The organism is Bacillus changyiensis (assembly GCF_027706145.1).
Lineage (GTDB): Bacteria > Bacillota > Bacilli > Bacillales > Bacillaceae > Bacillus > Bacillus changyiensis.
The window spans coordinates 20534-44695 of the sequence record NZ_JAQFWW010000009.1 but is presented as its reverse complement, the minus strand read 5'-3'; the positions used below and the strand labels follow the sequence as shown (position 1 = coordinate 44695).

Annotated in this window: 24 protein-coding genes; all 24 read left to right on the top strand. The window is 38.7% G+C overall.

What is annotated here, in order from left to right; genetic code table 11:
* The first annotated feature begins 449 nt into the window (after window positions 1-449).
* On the top strand, window positions 450-2423 hold the full coding sequence (metG, locus tag PDT38_RS18155) for a methionine--tRNA ligase (RefSeq protein WP_270803482.1): 1974 nt from the start codon (window positions 450-452) through the stop codon (window positions 2421-2423).
* 86 nt (window positions 2424-2509) lie between these two features.
* A complete protein-coding gene (locus tag PDT38_RS18150) occupies window positions 2510-3277 on the top strand; it encodes a TatD family hydrolase (RefSeq protein ID WP_270803481.1) in 768 nt (255 codons plus the stop codon).
* Window positions 3278-3519: 242 nt separating this feature from the next.
* Window positions 3520-4719 carry a G5 and 3D domain-containing protein gene (locus PDT38_RS18145; RefSeq protein WP_270803480.1) on the top strand — a complete coding sequence of 400 codons (1200 nt, stop codon included), beginning with the start codon at window positions 3520-3522 and terminating at the stop codon, window positions 4717-4719.
* A 162-nt stretch (window positions 4720-4881) separates the two neighbouring features.
* Window positions 4882-5442 (top strand): ribonuclease M5, encoded by a 561-nt coding sequence (gene rnmV / locus PDT38_RS18140; protein WP_270803479.1) that lies wholly within the window; start codon window positions 4882-4884, stop codon window positions 5440-5442.
* The gene (gene rsmA / locus PDT38_RS18135) at window positions 5435-6313 is read left to right on the top strand and encodes a 16S rRNA (adenine(1518)-N(6)/adenine(1519)-N(6))-dimethyltransferase RsmA (protein ID WP_270803478.1); all 879 of its coding nucleotides are present in this window, start codon (window positions 5435-5437) and stop codon (window positions 6311-6313) included. The genes rnmV and rsmA overlap by 8 nt, the downstream gene beginning before the upstream one ends.
* Window positions 6314-6446: 133 nt before the next feature.
* On the top strand, window positions 6447-7322 hold the full coding sequence (yabG, locus tag PDT38_RS18130; protein WP_270803477.1) for a sporulation peptidase YabG: 876 nt from the start codon (window positions 6447-6449) through the stop codon (window positions 7320-7322).
* A gap of 210 nt (window positions 7323-7532) precedes the next feature.
* The gene (gene veg / locus PDT38_RS18125; RefSeq protein ID WP_172299221.1) at window positions 7533-7793 is read left to right on the top strand and encodes a biofilm formation stimulator Veg; all 261 of its coding nucleotides are present in this window, start codon (window positions 7533-7535) and stop codon (window positions 7791-7793) included.
* A gap of 118 nt (window positions 7794-7911) precedes the next feature.
* Window positions 7912-8097 (top strand): small, acid-soluble spore protein, alpha/beta type, encoded by a 186-nt coding sequence (locus tag PDT38_RS18120; protein WP_270803476.1) that lies wholly within the window; start codon window positions 7912-7914, stop codon window positions 8095-8097.
* Window positions 8098-8354: 257 nt separating this feature from the next.
* Window positions 8355-9224 carry a 4-(cytidine 5'-diphospho)-2-C-methyl-D-erythritol kinase gene (ispE, locus tag PDT38_RS18115; RefSeq protein WP_270803493.1) on the top strand — a complete coding sequence of 290 codons (870 nt, stop codon included), beginning with the start codon at window positions 8355-8357 and terminating at the stop codon, window positions 9222-9224.
* Window positions 9225-9280: 56 nt separating this feature from the next.
* Complete coding sequence (gene purR / locus PDT38_RS18110; RefSeq protein WP_270803475.1) at window positions 9281-10114, top strand: pur operon repressor; 834 nt, start codon at window positions 9281-9283, stop codon at window positions 10112-10114.
* A 144-nt stretch (window positions 10115-10258) separates the two neighbouring features.
* On the top strand, window positions 10259-10636 hold the full coding sequence (ridA, locus tag PDT38_RS18105; protein ID WP_270803474.1) for a 2-iminobutanoate/2-iminopropanoate deaminase: 378 nt from the start codon (window positions 10259-10261) through the stop codon (window positions 10634-10636).
* 181 nt (window positions 10637-10817) lie between these two features.
* Window positions 10818-11111, top strand: a complete 294-nt coding sequence (spoVG, locus tag PDT38_RS18100) for a septation regulator SpoVG (protein ID WP_003178198.1) — start codon at window positions 10818-10820, stop codon at window positions 11109-11111.
* Between the two features lie 258 nt (window positions 11112-11369).
* Window positions 11370-12740, top strand: coding sequence for a bifunctional UDP-N-acetylglucosamine diphosphorylase/glucosamine-1-phosphate N-acetyltransferase GlmU (glmU, locus tag PDT38_RS18095; RefSeq protein ID WP_270803473.1), 1371 nt, complete (start codon window positions 11370-11372; stop codon window positions 12738-12740).
* 20 nt (window positions 12741-12760) lie between these two features.
* Complete coding sequence (locus tag PDT38_RS18090) at window positions 12761-13714, top strand: ribose-phosphate diphosphokinase (protein WP_270803472.1); 954 nt, start codon at window positions 12761-12763, stop codon at window positions 13712-13714.
* 80 nt (window positions 13715-13794) lie between these two features.
* Entirely contained in the window at window positions 13795-14421 is a 627-nt protein-coding gene (locus tag PDT38_RS18085; RefSeq protein ID WP_270803471.1) for a 50S ribosomal protein L25/general stress protein Ctc, read from the top strand.
* A gap of 115 nt (window positions 14422-14536) precedes the next feature.
* The gene (pth, locus tag PDT38_RS18080) at window positions 14537-15103 is read left to right on the top strand and encodes an aminoacyl-tRNA hydrolase (protein ID WP_270803470.1); all 567 of its coding nucleotides are present in this window, start codon (window positions 14537-14539) and stop codon (window positions 15101-15103) included.
* Window positions 15104-15160: 57 nt separating this feature from the next.
* Entirely contained in the window at window positions 15161-15391 is a 231-nt protein-coding gene (locus PDT38_RS18075; RefSeq protein WP_172299237.1) for an anti-sigma-F factor Fin family protein, read from the top strand.
* Window positions 15392-15454: 63 nt separating this feature from the next.
* Entirely contained in the window at window positions 15455-18988 is a 3534-nt protein-coding gene (gene mfd / locus PDT38_RS18070; RefSeq protein WP_270803469.1) for a transcription-repair coupling factor, read from the top strand.
* A 149-nt stretch (window positions 18989-19137) separates the two neighbouring features.
* Window positions 19138-19671 (top strand): stage V sporulation protein T, encoded by a 534-nt coding sequence (gene spoVT, locus PDT38_RS18065; RefSeq protein ID WP_270803468.1) that lies wholly within the window; start codon window positions 19138-19140, stop codon window positions 19669-19671.
* 160 nt (window positions 19672-19831) lie between these two features.
* The gene (locus PDT38_RS18060) at window positions 19832-21409 is read left to right on the top strand and encodes a putative polysaccharide biosynthesis protein (protein ID WP_270803467.1); all 1578 of its coding nucleotides are present in this window, start codon (window positions 19832-19834) and stop codon (window positions 21407-21409) included.
* Between the two features lies 1 nt (window position 21410).
* Window positions 21411-22880 (top strand): bifunctional methyltransferase/pyrophosphohydrolase YabN, encoded by a 1470-nt coding sequence (locus PDT38_RS18055; RefSeq protein WP_270803466.1) that lies wholly within the window; start codon window positions 21411-21413, stop codon window positions 22878-22880.
* 6 nt (window positions 22881-22886) lie between these two features.
* Entirely contained in the window at window positions 22887-23150 is a 264-nt protein-coding gene (locus PDT38_RS18050; protein ID WP_270803465.1) for an RNA-binding S4 domain-containing protein, read from the top strand.
* 71 nt (window positions 23151-23221) lie between these two features.
* Window positions 23222-23530 (top strand): sporulation protein YabP, encoded by a 309-nt coding sequence (gene yabP / locus PDT38_RS18045; protein WP_172299247.1) that lies wholly within the window; start codon window positions 23222-23224, stop codon window positions 23528-23530.
* Window positions 23527-24153: a spore cortex biosynthesis protein YabQ gene (yabQ, locus tag PDT38_RS18040; protein ID WP_270803464.1), complete on the top strand. Its 627-nt coding sequence runs from the start codon at window positions 23527-23529 to the stop codon at window positions 24151-24153. Before yabP ends, yabQ begins: the two co-directional genes overlap by 4 nt.
* The last annotated feature ends 9 nt before the right edge of the window (window positions 24154-24162 follow it).

Genomic DNA, 24162 nt, shown 5'->3' with positions numbered 1-24162 from the left:
ATCTTCGTCATTATTCGACAAAATCCTTACAGTCCTAGCATATCAAGGTTTCCAATATACGTCAATCTTTTTCTTTCTATTGTTTGTAAAAATTAGCGCATATAGTTAAATAATCTTGAATTGAACTGATGTAAAAGGAATTGAAGATGATAAAACCAGTGTATATGTCTTTAAATCAAGACTTTTGAACTAAGGTTTTTCCTCATATTGATTATATACGACATTATTCGACAATGGAAGCTTTTTTTGTCGAAGTATTATATTTCCTCGATATGAACAAAATGACAATACGAATAATCATTTGTTATTGATATGTATATTTTCTTGAACTTAAAGGTTAAGATGGTATCATATAAAGAGGATCATAAATAAGGCTATGACTGAATGAAGACACCGCTCTCGTCCTTTTTGGCGGGAGTTTTTTGACATTTTAATTGGGAGGTTCCATCATGTCGGAAGAAAAGAATACGTTTTATATTACAACACCGATTTATTACCCGAGTGGAAAACTACATATTGGACATGCTTATACAACCGTTGCAGGTGATGCCATGGCTCGGTATAAAAGACTAAGAGGCTATGATGTGAGATATTTAACGGGTACTGACGAACATGGCCAAAAAATTCAACAAAAAGCAGACCAAGCCAATATAACGCCACAAGAATTGGTAGATCAAGCTGCAAAAGACATTCAACAACTCTGGAGAAAACTTGATATCTCTAATGATGATTTTATTCGGACAACAGAAGTTCGTCATAAAACCGTCATTGAAAAGGTTTTTCAAAAGCTTCTTGATCAAGGCGATATTTATCTTGATGAATATGAAGGTTGGTACAGTATTCCTGATGAAACGTTCTATACAGAAACACAACTCGTTGATGTAGAGCGTAATGAAAAAGGGGAAGTTATTGGCGGAAAAAGTCCGGATAGCGGTCACCCTGTTGAATTGATTAAAGAAGAGTCTTACTTCTTCCGGATGGGAAAATATGCAGACCGTCTCCTTGCATTTTATGAGGATAACCCTGAATTCATTCAGCCTGAATCACGTAAAAACGAAATGATTAATAATTTTATAAAACCAGGGCTAGAGGATTTAGCGGTCTCCCGGACAACATTTGACTGGGGGATAAAAGTTCCGGGTAATCCTAAGCATGTCGTATATGTATGGATAGACGCATTATTTAACTATGTAACGGCACTTGGATTTGCTACTGATCATGATGAGCATTATAAAAAATACTGGCCTGCCGATGTTCACCTCGTTGGAAAAGAAATTGTCCGTTTCCATACCATTTATTGGCCTATTATGTTGATGGCTTTAGATATGCCTTTACCAAAAAAGGTATTTGCTCATGGCTGGTTATTGATGAAAGACGGGAAAATGTCTAAATCAAAAGGAAATGTGGTAGATCCGGTAACATTAATCGACAGGTATGGCCTTGATGCTTTACGATACTATTTGCTTCGTGAAGTGCCATTTGGTTCTGACGGTGTATTCACACCAGAAGGATTTGTAGAGCGGATTAATTATGATTTGGCAAATGATTTAGGAAACCTTTTAAACAGAACAATTGCCATGATCAACAAATATTTTGATGGAAACATTCAATCTTATCAAGGTCAGATAACACCTTTTGATGAACCTTTATCATCGTTCGCTAAAGAAACCATTCAAGCTTATGAACAGGCCATTGAAAATATGGAATTCTCTGTTGTGCTAACATCGCTTTGGCAATTTGTTAGCCGGACAAATAAATATATTGATGAAACAGCACCTTGGGTCCTGGCGAAAGATCAGGAAAAAGAACAGGAACTTCAGTCTGTGATGTATCATCTGGCAGAATCACTGCGAATTACTGCAGTCTTGTTGCAACCATTTTTAACACAAACACCTGAAAAAATCTTCTCCCAGCTCGGTATAACAGACCCATCTTACAAAACATGGGGAAGTATTGCCTCCTTTGGGCAGCTGAAATCGGTTCAGGTTCAAAAAGGAGATCCGTTATTCCCAAGGCTTGAAGTTGAAGAAGAGGTCGCATATATTAAAGAAAAAATGCAAGGCACGGTATTAAAAAAGGAGCCGGCAAAAGAAGAAGTCTCAGAAATCACATTTGATGAATTTATGAACACAGATCTTCGGGTTGCTGAAATCATTCAGGCTGAGCCGATAAAAAAAGCAGATCGGCTGTTAAAATTACAACTTGATTTAGGTTTTGAAAAAAGACAAGTTGTCTCAGGAATTGCTGAGCATTACAAACCGGAAGAATTAGTCGGACGTAAAGTCATTTGTGTCGCTAATTTAAAACCAGTTAAGTTAAGAGGAGAATGGTCACAAGGAATGATTTTAGCAGGTGGAGATCAAGGTAACTTTTCACTGGCTTCAGTAGACAGTTCTTTGGCTAATGGAACACGAATTAAATAAATAGACAAAAGGTGTTTCACGTGTAACATTTCGTCGAACACCTTTTGTTTTTATTGACAATATATGATAAAAAGGGTGAACATTTGATGTTATTTGATACACATGCACATTTAAATGCGGAACAGTATCATGAAGATTTAAAAGAAGTGATTGCTAGGGCGAGGGAAGAAAAAGTTGAACATATCGTGGTTGTCGGTTTTGACCGTCCAACGATAAACCGTGCGATGGAACTCATTGAGGAATATGAGTTTATCTATGCTGCAATCGGTTGGCATCCAGTTGATGCCATTGATTTGACAGATGAAGATTTATCATGGATAAAAGAACTTTCTTCTCATGAGAAAGTCGTGGCGCTTGGGGAAATGGGTCTGGACTATCACTGGGATAAATCACCGAAAGATGTTCAAAAAGAAGTATTTAGAAAACAAATTGCCTTAGCAAAACAAGTCAACCTTCCAATTGTCATTCATAACCGTGATGCAACAGAGGATGTGATCACCATTTTACGTGAAGAAGGGGCTGAACAAGTTGGAGGTATTATGCATTGTTTTACTGGAAGTGCAGAAATTGCTAAGGAATGCATAGATATGAACTTTTATATATCCTTCGGTGGCCCCATCACCTTTAAAAATGCAAAAAAACCAAAAGAAGTTGCCAAGCAAATTCCTATAGACAGGGTTTTAATTGAGACAGACTGTCCTTATTTAACACCTCATCCTTTTCGAGGAAAACGAAATGAACCGAGCTATGTAAAATTTGTCGCTGAACAAATAGCAGAGCTTAAGGGGTTAACTTATGAGGAAGTAGCGGCCAAAACGACCGAAAATGCAAAAAAACTTTTTAACATGAAGTGACAATATGTGATATCGAGTATTGGATAAGCTTGTCTTTTCGGGAGATTGTTCTCAAAAGTTCTACATGTCTGTTTACACTCATAGGATAGATGTCGACTAGTCTTTCTTCCTTTTGGGCAGTCAATTTTTCATAATAAAAGAGAAGGCTGGCTAGTGATGGAAATGAAAGGAGGGTTGACAGGCTTGAAGATACTCTATATAATCTCTCCGAGGAGAAGGAGGCGTTTTTCATCATACAAAAAATGAGAAGGCTGTTTTCCGTAAAGCTTAGTAAAGGCAGATGGATTCTGCTTGCTGGTGGCTTGCTAGTAGCAGGAAGCGGAACTGCTTATGGAGCGCATGAGCTTACTAAAAAATCAATCTCGGTATCTATTAACGGAAAAAAACAAAGCGTTCGCACACATGCAAAAACAGTGGGTGAGCTTTTAAAAAGTCTAGATGTAGAGACGAGAAAAGAGGATCATATCTCTCCAGCGGAAGATACAAAAATTACTAGCGATATGAAGGTCAAGTATGTCGCTTCAAAACGTGTTCAATTCACAATAGATGGGCAAGAAAAAGCGATCTGGACAACAACAGGGACAGTCGGTCAGCTTCTTGAAAAACTAGATATAAAGTTGGGGAAACATGATCAAATTGAACCTTCAGTTGATCAAGAGATAAAGAAAGATATGAGGCTGACTTTACAAAGAGCTTTTAAGGTCACTGTAAAAGATGCCGGTAAAAATAAAGACCTTTGGACAACTTCGACTACGGTCGCTGACTTTTTAAAACACCATAAAATCAGCGTAAATGGCGATGATGAAATCAAACCTGCGCTTGATAAAAAACTGACAAAAGATCAGGCAGACATTTACATTACTCGCATCAAAAAAGTCACCGATGTAGTGGAAGAGAAGATACCGTATGACGTAAAGAAAAAAGCGGATGCATCTCTTGACAAAGGCAAAGAAAAAGTAATTCAAAATGGTAAACATGGTAAGCTTAAAAAACATTACGCTGTTGTTATGAAAAACGGCAAAGAGCTTTCTAGAAAATTAATTAAAAAGGAAACGGCAACCGAAAGCAAGCCAAAAGTAATTGCTATTGGCACAAAAAACAAAACGTTTACTAAAACACGCGCCAATGTATCACGCAGCAATGAACCCTCAAAAAAAGAATTTTATGTTTCTTCCACAGCCTATACGGCTAGTTGTAATGGATGCTCAGGCAACACAGCTACAGGTTTTAATTTAAAATCCAACCCTGGTTCTAAGGTGATCGCAGTGGATCCAAGTGTTATTCCATTGGGTTCTAGAGTGCATGTAGAAGGTTATGGTTATGCAATTGCAGCTGATACAGGATCAGCGATTAAAGGTCGCAAAATAGATGTATTTTTCCCTAATAAACCATCTGCATATCGATGGGGAAACAAACGAGTTAAAATTAAGGTTTTGAACTAAATATACCATTTTATTTTTATGGAAGCAGAGGGATTTTGACCCCTCTGTTTTTTTCGTTATAATAGATTCATCTTGTCATCAATATTATAGACGGTTTTATTACAAAAAGGTTTCAGTTATTTCGAAAATGTAATAAAGCTTTTTTATCATTCGGAGGAAAACATGAAAATTAAAGAAATTATCGTTGTTGAAGGACGTGACGATACAGCAAAAGTTAAGTCAGCTGTTGATGCTGATACGATAGAAACAAATGGGTCTGCGATCGGAGAAGATGTGATAAAGCAAATCCAACTCGCACAAAAAACACGAGGAGTTATTATTTTCACCGACCCTGACTATCCAGGGGAGAAGATTCGTAAAACAATAGCTGAAAAAGTACCAGGCTGTAAACATGCATTTTTACCTAAACATTTGGCTAAACCTAAAAACAACCGAGGAATCGGTGTCGAACATGCATCACTTGAAAGTATCCGGACATGTTTAAAAACGGTTCAGGAAGAAATGGAAGTAGTAGAAGCCGAAATTGGAACCCGTGATTTGATCGAGGCCGGCTTGATCGGTGGCCCCTTAGCAAAAAAAAGACGAGAACGGCTGGGCGACATCTTAAATATTGGTTATACAAACGGTAAACAGTTGGAAAAACGATTGCAAATGTTTCAAATTAAAAAGAGTGATTATTTAAGCGCACTAGAGACTGTGCTGCGGGAGGAAGAGAATGAATAAAGATATCGCCACCCCTATAAGAACAAGAGAAGTCCTTGAAAAATACGGATTTTCATTTAAAAAAAGCTTGGGGCAAAATTTTTTAATCGATACAAATATATTGGACAGAATCGTTGATCATGCTGAAGTAACGAAGAAAACAGGTGTCATTGAAGTTGGGCCAGGAATCGGCGCTTTGACTGAACAGCTTGCTAAACGTGCTAAAAAAGTAGTCGCTTTTGAAATTGATCAAAGGCTACTGCCGATATTAAAAGATACACTGTCTCCTTATGATAATGTAACTGTTCTTCATCAGGATGTTTTGAAAGCAGATATTCAAACAGTGATGGTTGACCAGTTTCAAGATTGTGATGAGGTGATGGTGGTGGCCAACCTGCCATACTATGTGACCACGCCAATCATTATGAAACTTTTAGAGGAAAACCTTCCATTAAAAGGAATTGTTGTGATGTTACAAAAAGAAGTGGCGGACCGTATGGCTGCAAAACCCTCTTCAAAGGAATATGGTTCATTATCGATAGCAGTTCAATTTTATACTGATCCGAAAACGGTGATGACTGTTCCGAAGACCGTGTTCATTCCACAGCCAAATGTTGATTCAGCAGTCATACGGTTGCTGTTAAGAGATACCCCGGCTGTGACCGTGCGCAATGAGGTGTTTTTCTTTCAAATTGTCAAAGCAAGTTTTGCTCAGCGTCGAAAAACGCTTTTAAACAACCTTGTTAACAATTTACCAAACGGAAAAGAAAAGAAATCATTGATTGAAAAAGCGCTCCAAGAATCAGAAATCGATGGAAAGAGACGAGGGGAGTCACTTAGTATTGAAGAATTCGCCGTTCTTTCTGATCACTTATCAAAGGCCTTTCTGTAAATAAGAAGGGCTTTTTTGCTGAATGTCACCACTTGAGCATGAGGCACATAGGCTACAGAAGTACCTTTAATTTTTTCGACGCTGTTTGATTTATAAATGATGAGGGTCTTAGTTTATGTGTGGAGTGAAAAGCATGCAATTTCAAATAGGCGACATGGTAGTCAGAAAATCGTATCAAAGAGATATTGTATTTCGAATTATTTCTATTGAACAATCGGCAAAAGGCGAGCCAATTGCTGTTTTGCACGGAGATGAAGTCAGGTTAATTGCTGATGCGTATTTAGCGGATCTAGAGATTGTTCGCGAAGCTGAACGGCTGGAAAGAAAACAGGAAGAAGAATCGAAAATGAAGGAATCTCTGGAGATGCTCCGGCATGATTATAGACTTCTTCGTGAGAAACACGAATACCGAGCTACAAACCAGTATAATAATGAACAACAATATTTTCACATGCCTGGAAGAGTTCTTCACTTAGATGGGGATTCGACATATTTAAAAAAGTGTTTGACATTGTATGAAAAGATCGGTGTTCCGGTGTATGGTATTCATTGCCATGAAAAGAAAATGGCTTCTGTTATTGAGGAGTTGCTCGACGAATATCGACCAGATCTTCTCGTAATTACTGGCCATGACGCTTATTCCAAGCACAAAGGGAATATTAACAACATAAATGCTTATAGACATTCAAAAGATTTTATTGAAACTGTTCAAAAAGCAAGAAAAAAAGTTCCCCATCTTGATCAACTTGTGATTTTTGCTGGTGCTTGCCAATCCCATTTTGAATCATTAATTAAAGCTGGTGCCAATTTTGCGAGTTCCCCTTCAAGAGTGAACATCCATGCGCTTGATCCAGTCTATATCGTCGCGAAACTCAGCTTTACTCCATTTATGGACAGAATTAACGTCTGGGAAGTGCTCAGGAATACCTTAACAAGGGAAAAAGGACTGGGGGGGATTGAAACACGAGGACTGCTGAGAATAGGAATGCCATATAAGACAACAAATTAATCCCGCTTATGGCGGGTTTTTTTGTTGAAAACACAACTTTATTTAAAAATTATACATAAAAACACGTAAAACGAGGAAAATAAGGGAAAGTTAAAGTAAAATTTGTCACAAATATTTTATTGACAATAGCTCACTAACGTTGATATAATTTAAATTTTATTTGACAAAAATGGGCTGTTGTTGTATAATGAATTTAGTGAGGTGGATGCAATGGCCAAAACGTTGTCCGATATAAAAAGATCGCTTGACGGGCATTTGGGAAAAAGACTTACGTTAAAAGCAAACGGAGGTCGCCGAAAAACGATTGAGCGTTCGGGCATTTTAGCTGAGACGTACCCTTCTGTTTTTGTGATACAATTAGATCAAGACGAGAATTCGTTCGAAAGAGTTTCATACAGTTATGCAGATATTCTTACTGAGACGGTTGAATTGAGATTTTCTGATGATACGACAAGCTCAGTAGCTCTTTAATTAGCAGTGGACAACATGTTTGCTGCTTTTTATTTTATCCAATATTTCTCGGGGAAGATTTGATTGACCTAGAGAAAAGCTATAAATGTCACTTGTTTTATGAAAGGGGCTGTTTCGTTTGGGCAGACGCAGGAGCATCATGTCAGAAGAATTGAAATATGAACTGGCAAAAGATCTTGGGTTTTACGATACAGTTAAAAATGAAGGCTGGGGAGCAATTCGTGCCAGAGATGCCGGGAATATGGTAAAAAGAGCAATCGAATTAGCAGAACAGCATATGGCTCAGGAATCAAAAAAACAATAAAACAGTGACAAACGGAGGGCCTTAGATGTCCTCCGTTTTTTGATAACTACATAATATCTACTCTGCTGCTAACCGGGTTCGGTCAGCGTGCTAGAAACGCGGCGTCCAGCCTGATGCGCATGCATTTGTACTTACGAATAAGGATCGCATGCTAAAGACGCGGCGTCCTGCCGCGACGCATGCATTTGTACGTCCTGTACTTCAAAATATGTTACAATGTGGATACTTATGTTTAGATGGAGAAGTAGGTGAATGGATTGCGTATTTTAGAGAAAGCGCCGGCTAAGATTAATTTATCGCTGGATGTTCACCATAAGCGTTTGGACGGATATCATGAAGTTGAGATGGTGATGACGACAATCGATCTGGCTGATCGGGTTGAGTTGTCAGAGTTGGCAGAGGATAAAGTCGTCGTTTCTTCACATAACCGGTTTGTTCCTGATGACCAGAGAAATCTTGCTTATCAGGCAGCAGCGCTTATGAAAAAGCGATTTGGAATAAAAAAAGGTGTTTCTATATCGATTACGAAAGTGATTCCTGTTGCAGCAGGACTGGCGGGAGGAAGCAGTGATGCTGCAGCCGTTTTTAGAGGGCTGAACCGTCTGTGGAAATTGAATCTTTCCTTAAAAGAACTAGCCGAGCTTGGTGCAGAGATCGGATCTGATGTTTCATTTTGTGTATATGGAGGAACAGCTATTGCAACAGGCAGAGGAGAAAAAATTTCTCTAATTGAGGCCCCGCCCCACTGCTGGGTTGTGCTTGCAAAACCGACTCTTGGTATTTCAACAGCAGAAGTATATAAGCAGTTAAAACTTGACCAAGTTGAACATCCTGATGTTAAAGGGATGGTTTCTGCTATTAAAGAGAAAAATTTTCAAAACATGTGCAATAAACTTGGTAATGTCCTTGAATCAGTTACACTCAAACATCACCCTGAAGTTGCAATGATTAAAAATCAGATGAAACGTTTTGGTGCAGATGCGGTTTTAATGAGTGGAAGCGGTCCGACAGTGTTTGGGCTCGTACAATATGAGTCAAAAGTACAAAGGATTTACAATGGGTTAAGAGGTTTTTGTGATCAGGTTTATGCTGTCCGAATGGTCGGTGAACAAAACAAACTTGTATAAAACCGTATGATAAGTTATAGTAATTTTAAAAATATTCGGATTTTGGAGGTAAGTGCATGAAGTTTCGTCGAAGCGGCAGATTGGTGGATTTAACAAACTATTTGTTGACCCATCCGCATGTCTTAGTGCCATTAACCTTCTTTTCAGAACGGTATCAATCTGCTAAATCATCAATCAGTGAGGATTTAACTATTATTAAGCAAACCTTTGAGCAGCAAGGAATAGGTACACTACAGACAGTTCCAGGAGCAGCAGGCGGTGTGAAATACATACCAAAGGTAAAACTTGATGAAGCAGAGGACTTTGTTCGTACACTTAGGCAGTCATTAAATGATTCCGAACGGATTTTGCCAGGTGGCTATTTATATTTAACAGATATTCTGGGAAAACCATCGATTTTATCAAAAGCAGGTAAACTATTTGCTTCCGTTTTTGCTGAAAGAGAGATTGATGTCGTTATGACAGTGGCGACAAAAGGTATCCCTCTTGCTTACGCTGTAGCCAGCTATATGGATGTACCGACAGTGGTCGTTAGAAAAGATAATAAGGTTACGGAAGGGTCAACAGTTAGTATCAACTACGTTTCTGGATCGTCCAACCGTATTCAAACGATGTCACTTGCAAAGCGTAATTTAGAAGCGGGTTCAAATGTTTTAATCATTGATGATTTTATGAAGGCAGGCGGAACCATCAATGGGATGATCAATTTATTGGATGAGTTTAATGCTCGTGTAGCAGGTATCGGAGTTCTTGTCGAGGCACAGGGAGTGAAAGAACGGCTAGTAGATGAGTATATGTCACTTCTTACTCTTTCAGAAATTGATATGAAGGATAAAACTGTTGAAATAGAAAATGGAAATTTCCAGCGTTTCTTTCAAAAAAATGATTGAAGTTGGTCATACCTATACAAAAGAAAATGTGCAATTTTACAATGCAGACCATACTGGCACGTCAGCCTAAGAACTTATCAAAGAGGGAAGTACTGGGGAAACAGACATGGTGTTTTCAAATTTATAATAAGAGGAGAGTTTGAAATGACAAAGGTTGTACGGACAAAGGATGCGCCTCAAGCAATTGGACCTTATTCACAAGGGATTATCGTCAATAACATGTTTTATAGCTCAGGACAAATTCCGTTAACACCATCAGGTGAAATGATACAAGGTGATATAAAGGAACAGACACATCAGGTTTTCCGCAACTTAAAAGCCGTTCTAAAGGCGGCTGGAGCTTCGCTTGAAACGGTTGTGAAAACGACTGTGTTTTTAGCTGACATGAGCCAATTTACAGATGTGAATGAAGTGTATGGACAATATTTTGATCACTATCAACCAGCGAGGTCATGTGTTGAGGTTGCAAGGCTACCAAAAGATGCTATGGTTGAAATTGAAGTGATTGCGCTTGTAAAATAGCTGACTATGTATAAAAAAGGTGATTTTCATGATGAAATCACTTTTTTTATTGGAATTTTTGACAATTGAGTGTTTTTTAATCCCAATATTACAAAAATATTTTTAATTATGCAGGAAAATAAAAAAAACCGTTGAATTAGTAATTTAATGTTTTTATATTGGGAAAAGGTGGTGAACTACTGTGGAAGTTACCGACGTAAGATTACGCCGCGTGAATACCGATGGTCGCATGAGAGCGATTGCATCCATCACGCTGGATCACGAATTTGTCGTTCATGACATTCGTGTAATTGATGGAAACAATGGTCTTTTCGTTGCGATGCCAAGTAAGCGTACACCTGATGGAGAGTTTCGTGATATTGCTCATCCGATTAACTCAAGTACCCGAGGGAAAATTCAGGATGCGGTGCTAAATGAATACCATCGTTTGGGTGATGTTGAGGAAATAGAATATGAAGAAGCTGGTGCTTCTTAAAAAGGGCTTAATCAAAAAGCCCTTTTTTCATGTGATAAAATAACAATTTATGGTTTTGTCTGATGAGTAAAGCTGACAATTGAATACAGCGAAATCGTTAATAGGATTATAATTTAAAAAAGTTTTAAAAAACGAGGACACTACAGTAACCTTAAAATTATTAGTTTATATGAGAATTTCTATTCTGAGCTTGCTTGAAATCAACTCATATTTAGGATATATTTTTTTATGGATAATAGGGATAATGGAGGCCAATAAATGGATAAGCGGTTTGCAGTTGTATTAGCAGCTGGTCAAGGAACAAGAATGAAATCAAAGCTATATAAAGTTCTTCATCCTGTCTGCGGAAAGTCGATGGTTGAGCATGTTGTTGATGAAGTTCTTAAACTATCATTGGCTAAACTTGTCACAATTGTCGGACACGGTGCAGATGACGTTAAAAACCAGCTGGGAAGCAAAAGTGAGTATGCTCTTCAAGCAGAACAATTAGGTACTGCCCACGCTGTTAAGCAGGCAAAATCAATTCTTGCAAATGAAACAGGTACGACAATTGTCGTTTGCGGTGATACACCATTATTAACTGCTGAGACAATGGAAGCCATGCTCAAAGAGCATCGAGAACAAAAGGCAAAGGTTACAATTTTAACCGCAATGGCAAAGAATCCAACAGGTTATGGACGAATCATTCGCAATGAGACGGGCATTGTAGAGAAAATTGTCGAACATAAGGATGCGACAAAAGCAGAGCGGCTTGTAAAAGAAATTAATACAGGAACATATTGTTTTGATAATGAAATGCTTTTTGAGGCGATAGAGCAAGTGTCTAATGATAATGTTCAAGGAGAATATTATCTGCCCGATGTGATTGAGATTTTGAAACAAAAAGGTGAAACTGTTGCCGCTTATCAAGCGGATAACTTTCAAGAAACACTCGGAGTTAATGACAGAGTTGCTCTTTCTCAAGCAGAAACCTACATGAAACAGCGCATTAATAACCGTCACATGGTAAACGGGGTCAGCTTAATTGATCCAAACAACACGTATATCTCAGCGGAAGCTGTTATTGGCAGAGACACTGTTATTTACCCTGGAACTATGATCAAAGGTCGGGTTGAAATCGGTGAGGATTCAGTTATCGGACAAAACAGTGAGCTGGAAAATAGTAAAATTGGTAACAGAACAGTGATTAAACAGTCTGTGATTATGAATAGTGAGATCGGTGATGATGTTATGATTGGTCCGTTTGCTCATATCAGACCTGACTCAAAGATCGGCAATGAAGTAAGGATCGGCAATTTCGTAGAAGTGAAGAAAACGGAATTTGGGAATCGTAGCAAAGCTTCTCATCTCAGTTACATTGGTGATGCGGAAATTGGTGAAGATGTGAATCTCGGATGTGGTTCGATCACCGTGAATTATGACGGTAAACATAAATATTTAACAAAAGTTGAAGATGGTGCTTTTGTCGGCTGCAATTCAAATTTAATCGCACCTATAACAATTGGAAAGGGTGCTTATGTTGCCGCGGGATCTACAGTGACGGACGATGTACCTGGTGCGGCTTTGTCTATTGCGAGAGCAAAACAAGTCAACAAAGAAGACTACACGAAAAAGCTACACAAAAAATAATCCTAAATCGGAGGTTTAACATGTCTAATCATTATGAAGACGACAATTTGAAGATTTTTTCTTTAAACTCGAACCCGGATCTTGCAAAGGAAATTGCAGAAGTGGTTGGAGTTGAGCTAGGTCAGTGTTCCGTTAAGCGCTTTAGTGATGGTGAGGTTCAAATTAATATCGAAGAAAGCATCCGCGGCTGTGACTGCTATGTCATTCAATCGACTAGTGCTCCGGTTAACGAACACATTATGGAACTTTTAATTATGGTTGATGCATTAAAGCGGGCTTCAGCTAGAACGATCAATATCGTTATGCCATACTATGGCTATGCTCGTCAAGACAGAAAAGCTCGTGCTCGTGAACCGATCACTGCCAAACTTGTGGCTAACTTGCTTGAAACAGCTGGAGCTACCCGCGTGATTGCACTTGATTTGCATGCACCACAAATTCAAGGATTCTTTGATATACCGATTGATCACTTAATGGGTGTTCCGATTTTAGCGAATTATTTTGAAGAGAAGGGTTTGGACGATATTGTGATTGTATCACCTGACCATGGTGGGGTCACACGCGCTCGCAAGATGGCGGATCGTTTAAAAGCACCAATTGCCATTATTGATAAACGTCGTCCGAAACCAAATGTAGCTGAAGTGATGAATATAATTGGTCATATAGAAGGCAAAACAGCAATATTAATCGATGATATTATCGATACAGCAGGAACGATCACACTGGCAGCAAATGCGCTTGTCGAAAGTGGCGCATCTGAAGTTTATGCATGTTGTACACACCCTGTTCTTTCAGGACCGGCAATTGAAAGAATCGAGCATTCTAAAATTAAAGAACTTGTTGTAACAAACAGTATTGAGCTTCCAGAAGATAAAAAAATTGATAAATTTAAACAACTTTCCGTTGCACCGCTAATGGCAGAAGCGATTATTCGCGTTCATGAAAGACAATCGGTCAGCTTATTGTTTGATTAATTTTCCCATTCAGGTTTAAAGATTTGTCGTTATGGGTATGGTTTTAAGAAAACCAATCTAACGATAGGATGGTGCTTTAAATGGCAATATTAAAAGCGGAAGAAAGAATGGACCATAAACATTCCTCCTTGAGAAAAATCCGGTCATTCGGACATGTACCGGGTATCATATACGGGAAGAACATGGAGAACATGTCCGTTTCACTCGATAGTATTGAGCTTTTTAAAATATTGCGTGCTGAAGGGAAAAACACGATTATTCATTTAGATGTAAATGGTAAACAACATGCCGTTATGGTTACTGAACTTCAAACAGATCCATTAAAAGATACAATTGTTCATGCTGATTTCAAAGTGGTTGATATGGAAACGGAGATGGAAGCAGCAGTCCCTGTTCATTTGACAGGAGAAGCTGAGGGAGTCAAGCAAGGTGGTGTTATTCAGCAACCGCTTTATGAGCTATCTATCACATCGAAGCCAAATAACATTCCTCAAACGATTGACTTAGATATTTCTCGGCTTCAGGTCAATGATGTTTTAACGGTTGGAGATATTCAACCAGAGGGTGATTTTACATTCAATCATGAACGAGATGAAGTCATCGCTTCTATTTTACCTCCACAAAAACAAGTGGAAACTGAAGCTGAGTCAGCTGCTCAAAACGTAAAAGAACCAGAAGAGAGCAATGGAGAGGAAAAAGATGAATAAAGACTTAAGACGTAACCCTCCCGAGGTTACGTCTTTTGTGCTAGAATGAGGAGAATTAAGATTCTTCCCCTCAACACTAGAGAAGCACGGGGTCCATTAAGGGAGGAGAAAAATCATGCTTGTGTTTGCAGGTTTAGGAAACCCAGGGAAAACATATGAAAAAACGAGACATAATGTAGGGTTTATGCTTATTGATGAACTTTCGAAGGAATGGAATATAACACTTAATAAAGCAAAGTTCAATGGACAATATGGGGTTGGAGTTGTTTCCGGGGAAAAGGTTCTACTTGTTAAACCACTTACATATATGAATTTATCGGGTGAATGTTTAAGACCGCTTCTAGACTATTATGAAGTCCCAACTGACAATCTGAAAGTGATCTATGATGATCTGGATCTCCCTACTGGAAAAATTCGTTTAAGAACAAGGGGGAGCGCAGGCGGGCACAACGGAATTAAATCCATTATTCAGCATCTTGGAACATCTGAATTTAACCGCTTCAGAATCGGGATTGGTCGTCCGATAAATGGTATGAAAATAACGGACTATGTTCTTGGTGGTTTTTCTGCTGAAGAAGCGCCCGCCATTGAGAAAGCTATTCAAAAAACGATTGAAGCCTGTTCATCCTCGTTGGAAAAATCTTTTTTAGAAGTGATGAACGAATTTAATGTAAAGGTATAAGATGATTAAGACCGGTTCATACTAGTCTTAAAAAGACTGGCTATTGGAGGTTCCCTTATGGCTTTACATTATTACTGTCGTCACTGTGGTGTTAAAGTGGGCAGTCTAGACCATATTTATGCAAATAGTGAACAATTAGGTTTTCACCATTTAACAGCTGAGGAAAGAAATGATATGATTTCTTATAAGGATAATGGGGATTTACATGTAATGACGATATGTGAAGATTGTCAGGAAGCACTAGAACGAAACCCGGATTTTCATCAATATCAGTCATTTATTCAATAAAAGCTTTGGTGTAGGGACTAGACCAAAGCATTTTTCTATTTGAGGAAGAGAGGAGGGGCACATTTGAAAAATATTCAATTCTATGTTGCGGAAAGCGATGACTTTAAATCCATTGTTAGTGGTTTGAATGAAGGACTGAAAGAACAATTATTGGCGGGACTTTCTGGATCTGCCCGATCAGTATTCACTTCGGCTTTATCAATGGAAACGAATCGACCATTATTAATAATTACGCATAACCTTTATCAAGCTCAAAAGATAACAGACGATTTAACAGGACTGATAAAAGATAAGTCTGTTCTTTTATATCCGGTTAACGAATTGATTTCGTCCGAAATCGCGGTTGCAAGCCCTGAACTGCGTTCACAAAGGCTAGACGTTTTGAATCGGCTTGCAAGTGGTGAAACTCCGGTAGTAGTTGCTCCGGCAGCAGCCGTCAGAAGAATGCTACCTCCTATGGAGTTATGGAAAAACAGTCAGATATCTATTGATATTGGCCATGAAATTGATCAGCAAAAACTGATTGAAACCCTTGTTCAAATAGGCTATGAACGAACCGATATGGTTGCCGCTCCAGGTGACTTTAGTATTCGCGGTGGGATTATTGATATCTATTCATTAACTGAAGAGAATCCGGTCAGAATCGAACTATTTGATACTGAAATTGATTCAATCCGCATATTTAATACGGATGATCAACGCTCCTTAGAAACCCGCCAACGAGTGGTAATCGGTCCTGCCAAGGAATTGATTGTCCGCGAAGAAAACAGGAAAAGAGTGCTTGAACAAATTGATCAAGGCCTTGCCAACAGTCTTAAAAAACTGAAAGAAGATAAGCGAAAAGAGATTCTTCAGCAAAATATAGCTGAAGACAGAGAGAGGCTTACTGAAGGAAACGTTAGTCAAGAAATGGTGAAGTATCTCTCCTATTTTTACGAGAAACCTGCTAGTTTACTAGACTACTTTCCAAACGATACATTGCTAATTTTAGATGAAATTAGCCGTATACATGAAATGGAAGACCAGCTACAAAAAGAAGAAGCGGAATGGATGGTAAGTCTTCTTGAAGAAGGCAAAATTCTTCAAGACATATCCATGTCATTTCCGTTTCACGAACTGATGTCAAAACAGTCGCGGCCGATTTTATATTATTCCTTGTTTTTAAGACATGTTCAGCATACGAGTCCGCAAAATATCGTAAATGTTTCCAGTAAGCAAATGCAAAGTTTTCACGGTCAAATGAATGTGCTGAAAAGCGAGCTTGAGCGATTTAAAAAGTCAAAATATACAACTGTATTTCTTGGAGATCGAAAAGAGCGTGTCGAAAAACTAGCATCTGTTTTGTCAGACTATGAAATAGAGGCAGCCCAGGCTAGCCCAGACGCGGTGCTTGCCCAAGGTCAGACATACATTATGGAGGGTAATCTTCAAACAGGCTTTGAACTTCCATTATTAAAATTGGCTGTTATTACAGAAGAAGAACTCTTTAAAAAACGAGTGAAAAAGCAACCTAGAAAGCAAAAATTGACAAATGCAGAAAGAATTAAAAGCTACTCCGAACTCCAGGTTGGTGATTATGTTGTACACGTCAACCATGGGATTGGAAAGTATTTAGGGATTGAAACCCTTGAAATAAATGGAATTCACAAAGATTACCTTAATATTCATTACCAAGGTAGTGATAAGCTTTATGTTCCTGTTGATCAAATTGACCAAGTTCAAAAGTATGTAGGCTCTGAGGGAAAAGAACCTAAACTGTACAAACTAGGAGGAAGCGAATGGAAGAGGGTCAAGAAAAAGGTTGAATCCTCTGTCCAAGATATCGCTGATGATTTGATCAAGCTATATGCGGAAAGGGAAGCGAGCAAGGGATATGCGTTTTCACCAGACCATGAAATGCAACGTGAATTTGAAGCCGCTTTTCCATACCAAGAAACAGAAGATCAACTGAGGTCTATACAGGAAATTAAAAAGGACATGGAGAAAGAGCGGCCGATGGACCGATTGCTTTGTGGTGATGTCGGCTATGGCAAGACAGAGGTAGCCATTCGTGCAGCCTTCAAAGCAATTGCAGATGGTAAACAAGTTGCGATCCTTGTCCCCACAACAATATTGGCACAGCAGCATTATGAAACGATTTTGGAGCGTTTTCAGGACTATCCGGTTACTATTGGGTTACTAAGTCGTTTTCGTACAAGAAAAGAAGCTACAGAGACGATTAAAGGTTTGAAAAATGGTACGGTTGATATTGTGATTGGAACACATCGGTTACTATCAAAAGATGTCGTCTATAAAGATCTAGGTTTATTAATTATTGATGAGGAACAAAGGTTCGGTGTTACGCACAAGGAAAAGATTAAAAGAATTAAGGCAAATGTAGATGTTCTAACTTTAACAGCAACACCAATTCCGAGAACTCTTCATATGTCCATGCTTGGCGTTCGAGATTTATCAGTTATTGAAACCCCACCGGAAAACCGTTTTCCGGTTCAGACGTATGTTGTTGAATATAACGGTGCACTCGTGAGAGAAGCAATTGAACGGGAACTTGCCAGAGGCGGTCAGGTCTACTTCCTGTACAACAGAGTGGAAGATATTGAAAGAAAGACTGAAGAAATATCAATGCTTGTACCTGATGCGAAAGTTGCATATGCTCATGGGAAAATGACAGAAAATGAACTCGAATCAGTTATGCTGAATTTTTTAGAGGGTGAATCAGATGTACTTGTGAGTACGACCATCATTGAAACAGGTGTTGATATTCCGAATGTCAATACATTAATCGTATATGACGGTGATAAGATGGGACTCTCTCAGCTTTATCAGTTAAGGGGTCGTGTCGGACGTTCAAATCGGGTCGCATATGCATATTTCACTTATCGGAAAGACAAGGTCTTAACAGAAGTTGCAGAAAAAAGACTTCAAGCAATTAAAGAGTTTACTGAACTAGGCTCCGGCTTTAAAATTGCGATGCGTGATTTGACAATTCGGGGAGCGGGAAATCTTCTCGGCGCACAACAGCATGGTTTTATAGATTCTGTCGGTTTTGACTTGTATTCACAGATGCTCAAGGAAGCTATTGAAGCCCGCAAAGGAGATACACAGCAAATTGAACGGTTTGAATCGGAAATTGATTTAGAACTTGATGCATATATTCCGCAAACCTATGTAACAGATGGCAAACAAAAAATAGATATGTATAAACGATTTAGATCGATTGTCACACTAGAAGAAAAAAGTGAGCTTCAGGATGAGATGATTGATCGCTTTGGCGAATATCCGAAAGAAGTCGAATATTTATTTGCCATTGCCGAAATGAAAGTGTACGCCATTAAAGAGCGTGTCAAACTTATTAAACAGGACAAAGAAGCTGTAAGACTGACAATTGATGAAAAGGCCAGCTCAGAAATTGACGGGCAGAAATTGTTTGAATTGGGTAGTAAGTATGGCAGGCAGATCGGTCTTGGGATGGATGGCAACAAATTAAAAATATCAATTCAAATTAAAAATCGTAAACCAGAAGACTGGCTTGAAACATTGCTGTATATCCTAAAAGGTTTACAAAATGTTAAAAAGCAAACGATTGCATCATCATAAAATTTTCTTGTTTCTCATGTATATTACATCTGATGTGACGGATACTAAAATCAAATCAACGAGAGCGGAGGGAGAGTGTTAATTGTAAGGACACTGCGCTATTATTATCCTCCAGATATATATCATCAAAAGAAAGAGAGGCAGCACAGATGAAAGCAACTGGTATCGTACGTCGGATTGATGATTTAGGACGGGTCGTGATCCCTAAAGAAATACGAAGAACATTACGTATTCGAGAGGGAGATCCTTTAGAAATATTTGTTGACCGGGATGGGGAGGTCATTTTAAAAAAGTACTCTCCAATCAGTGAACTTGGTGACTTTGCAAGGGAATATGCAGACGCCCTTTATGATAGTATGGGACATTCTGTTTTGATTTGTGACCGGGATGTGTTTATCGCGGTATCTGGAAGCTCAAAAAAAGATTATATGAACAAATCGATTGGTGATATCGTAGAAAAAACGATGGAACAGCGTAACTCTGTATTAGAGGAAAACAAAACAATTCAGCTAATAGATGGGATTGAAGAAGAAGTGAATTCCTATACGATTGGCCCAATTGTTGCCAATGGAGATCCAATTGGAGCTGTCGTGATTTTCTCAAAAGATCAAACAATTGGTGAAGTTGAACATAAAGCAGTCGAAACAGCTGCCGGTTTTCTGGCACGACAAATGGAACAATAGGTCTTATACCGTTTTTTGGCAATCCCTTTATAAAAGGAGATTGCCAAATCTTTTTTATGAACAGCAGAATCAGGCTGTTCTTTTTTTATTGTCGTAGGGCCCGTATGGTATAATAAGCACGGTTCATGTGTGTTTTTGCGCATAGGAAGGAGCTTACGATATGCGTACTTTGAGTGAACAAAAACGCCAACTTTGGCAAGGTGCTTTTGTGTTATCACTAGCGGGAATTTTTTCAAAGGTATTAAGCGCAGGGTACAGAGTGCCTTTTCAAAATATAGTAGGAGATGTCGGTTTTTACATATATCAGCAAGTATATCCGTTGTTAGGAATATCAGTCGTGTTAGTGACTGTCGGGTTTCCTGTGACAATCTCAAAAATCATGAATGATTATGAAGTTGAAAACCGAGCAAAGATTCTTCGCATCTCGATGATGTTTTTGTCTGGTATTGGTTTAAGTTGTTTTTTGATTCTTTTCGCTGGAGCAAAAGGTATAGCTTGGCTAATGGGTGACCCAGATCTTGAGCAGGTGATTCGCGCTGTTTCGTTCTCTTATTTACTGCTTCCGTTTATATCCTTTTTCAGAGGTTATTTTCAAGGTAGACAGTGGATGGTGCCAACTGCTTTTTCACAAATGGGGGAGCAGCTTGTTCGAGTCACTGTTATTCTCTTGTTAACATGGTGGTTGGTTAAACAAGGTTTTTCTTTATACGATACTGGAGCGGGGGCAGCCTTTGCTTCGTTTGTCGGAGGTCTTACAGCATTTATTATATTGGCTAAGTTTTGGGTAACGAGGGACAGGAGACACCGATCAGAGGTGTCTAATCTGAATACGAAAACAGTTATTAAACAGCTATCATTTTATACGCTGACAATCTGTGTCAGCAGTCTCATGCTCATTCTCATTCAGCTTGTTGATGCATTCAATTTATATTCACTACTGCTCGATCATGGTTTGGACAAACTAGAGGCAAAACATATAAAAGGTGTTTATGACAGAGGCCAGCCACTACTTCAACTTGGAACCGTTTTTGCAGTGAGTGTGGCGACGGCCCTTGTCCCAACGCTTACAAAGGCACGGAAGCAGCAAGAAACCAATTTGCAGTTAAAAGTGCAATATGCAATGAAAACGAGTTTGACGCTTGGAATCGGGGCAGCAGTCGGTCTTATTTGCATTTTGGACCCTGTAAATATGATGCTGTTTAAAAATAGTGAAGGAACGGCAGCGCTGCAGATTTTCAGTTTATCGATCTTTTTTGCGTCACTTGCCATGACAATAACTGCTGTTTTACAAGGATTTGGACATCCATTTTTTCCAGCTGTCTCCGTTTTATTAGGAACAGTGATAAAAACGATTTTGAATGTTATGTTGATTCCATCGTTCGGAATAGAAGGAGCGGCATTAGCAACAGCATTATCATTCGCTTTTGTTGCCTTGCTAAACTTTTTAAAACTGAAAAGGCAAAGTTTGACTAAGCTTTCTGACTACAATATGAGCGGGCTATTGATTTCAGCTTTCATGATGTTAATGGTTTTAGTGGCTTGGCTTTATATATTTGAAATGGTGATAGATACAGAAAGCAGGTGGATAGCCGCATTTGAAAGTCTTACTGGCGTAGTGCTCGGTGGCGCTACCTATTTGTATAGTATCATCAAATTAAAGGTGTATTCAGATGAGGAACTCGAACTTTTGCCTTTTGCAATCCATTTGTTTACATTTAAACGAGAAAGGGGCGAATAGTATGGCTGGTAAAATTACTGTCGTCGGTCTTGGTGCAGGCGATATCAATCAATTAACACTAGGTATATATAAATGTCTTACACAGGCTGAGGCTGTCTATTGCAGAACACAAGACCATCCTTTAGTGAAGGAACTAACAAAAGAAATTCCTAATATGTATTTTTTCGATGATATTTATGAGAAACATGATCAATTTGAAGCGGTCTACGAAGAGATCGTTGAAAAGCTTTTTCAGAAAGCCATGCATCAAGATATTCTTTATGCAGTGCCTGGGCATCCGAGTGTTGCTGAAAAAACAGTTCAGCTATTGCTTGAAAGACATAAAGACCATCAAGTGACCGTGAGAGTGGAAGGAGGTCAAAGCTTTCTAGATGCGACATTTAACGCTCTAAACATCGATCCGATCGAAGGTTTCCAGTTAGTTGATGCTATCCGGTTTTCAGAAGACGAAATTGAGCTTCGTCACCATGTGATCATTTGTCAAGTATATGACCAAATGACAGCTTCAGAAGTGAAATTGACGTTGATGGAAAAGCTTCCAGATGATTACGAAATTGTCATTGTAACGGCAGCCGGAAGCAGTGAAGAGGAGATCAGGAAAGTACCTCTTTACGAATTGGACAGAAGTGTCAATATCAGTAATTTAACGAGTGTTTATGTACCTCCAGTTAAAGATGAAACCTTGCTTTACCATGAGTTTTCGATGTTCCGTCGTGTTATTCAAAAATTGCGTGGACCTGAGGGGTGTCCTTGGGATCAAAAGCAAACCCATCAGTCATTGAAAAAATACTTAATTGAAGAATGCTATGAAGTGCTAGAAGCGATTGATGAAGAAGAGCCGGACCATATTGTAGAAGAGCTAGGGGATGTTCTGTTGCAAGTCTTATTGCATGCACAAATCGGTGATGACGAAGGTTTGTTTACCATTCATGATGTTATTCGCGAAATTACTGCGAAAATGATTAGAAGGCATCCGCATGTTTTTGGCAATGTCACAGTTCATGATGAGGCTGACGTCATGGTAAACTGGGAAGAGATTAAAAGCTCAGAAAAGCAAACAATTGAAAAATCTCTGCTTGATGATGTCCCAAAACCGTTGCCATCTCTCTCAAAAGCGAACCAATTGCAGAAAAAGGCAGCCAAAGTCGGTTTTGACTGGTCTGATGTAAATGACATTTGGAACAAAGTCAATGAAGAAATGAAAGAATTCTCCTTAGAACTTTCTAATTCTCAAGCCCAAAGCAAAAAAATAAAAGAAGAATTTGGTGATATTTTATTTGCTTTAGTTAATATTGGTCGTTTTTATAAAATTGACCCTGAAGAAGCGCTCACCATGACGAATGCTAAGTTTTACAGGCGATTCAACTATATTGAGCAAGCAGCGAACCATTCAGGGAAAGACATAGTCAGCATGACACTAGAGGAAATGGATGAGCTATGGAATGAAGCTAAAAAAATGGAAAGGAGCTAACAGACGATGAGGTTAGATAAGTTTCTGAAAGTTTCAAGATTGATTAAAAGACGAACACTCGCTAAGGAGGTAGCTGACCAAGGGAGAATCTTAGTTAATGGCCAAAAGGCGAAGGCGAGTTCTGATGTGAAAGCAGGAGACGAACTGGTCGTGCGTTTCGGACAAAAACTTGTCACTGTTACAGTCAATGAGTTAAAAGATACGACAAAAAAAGACGAAGCAGCCAGTATGTATACGATTCTCAAGGAAGAAAAGCTCAACGAAGAATAGGCTTGTTCTAAAAAAATACCCTAACTCATACAATGCAGTATCAATAGTATGAGAATATGGGGGATGAGTCGATGAGTGCATATTTTGATCAGCCCAACTCTTCTAGCGGTTCTTCTGCTCCTGAACATGATGTCATGATGAAGGGGCGCAAGTTGTTGGATATTTCCGGCGTCAAACAGGTAGAGAGTTTTGATAATGAGGAATTTTTACTGGAAACAGTGATGGGTATGTTGTCAGTCAGAGGCGAAAACTTACAAATGAAAAATTTGGATTTAGAGAAAGGTGTTGTCTCCATTAAGGGTAGAGTGCTCGATCTCATCTATTTGGATGAGCAGCAGGGGGAGAAAGCTAAAGGTTTTTTTAGCAAGTTGTTTAAATGACACTGACCACACAGTTCTATACAATGCTGGCCATGACCGGAATGGGGGCGTGGCTAGGTGCCTCCCTTGATACCTATACATGCTTTGTGATTCGTTCTAAGACAACGAGATGGATCTTATTTATTCATGACCTTTTGTTTTGGGCGGTACAAGGCCTTCTTTTTTTCTATGTGTTACTTTGTGTGAATGAAGGTGAATTCAGGCTTTATATTTTCTTGGCGGTTTTGTTGGGGGTTGCTGTCTACCAGAGTCTTTTTAAACAAATTTATTTGACGGCTTTGGATTTGATGATTTCTTTTTTTGTATTTATATTTCAGATCTTAGCAAAAATGACGAAACTAATAGTATTACGTCCGTTTTTATGGACATTTCACGTCATTTTGCTCGTCATCTGGACTACAATAAGAAATATCTATGGTCTTTTTTGCTTTTTTGGGGTATGTTTATATAAAATCGTTAAAATAGCAACATACCCAATCTATTCCATTGTATATAAATGTTTCAAACTTCTCCCTGCAGTTATTCAGCTAAAGGTGAAACATTTTTTTGAAAAAGGAGCAGGATTTTTAACAAAAGTACAGAAACTATTCATCATCTTAATTAATAAAATTTTAAAAAGATGAAGGGAGGCC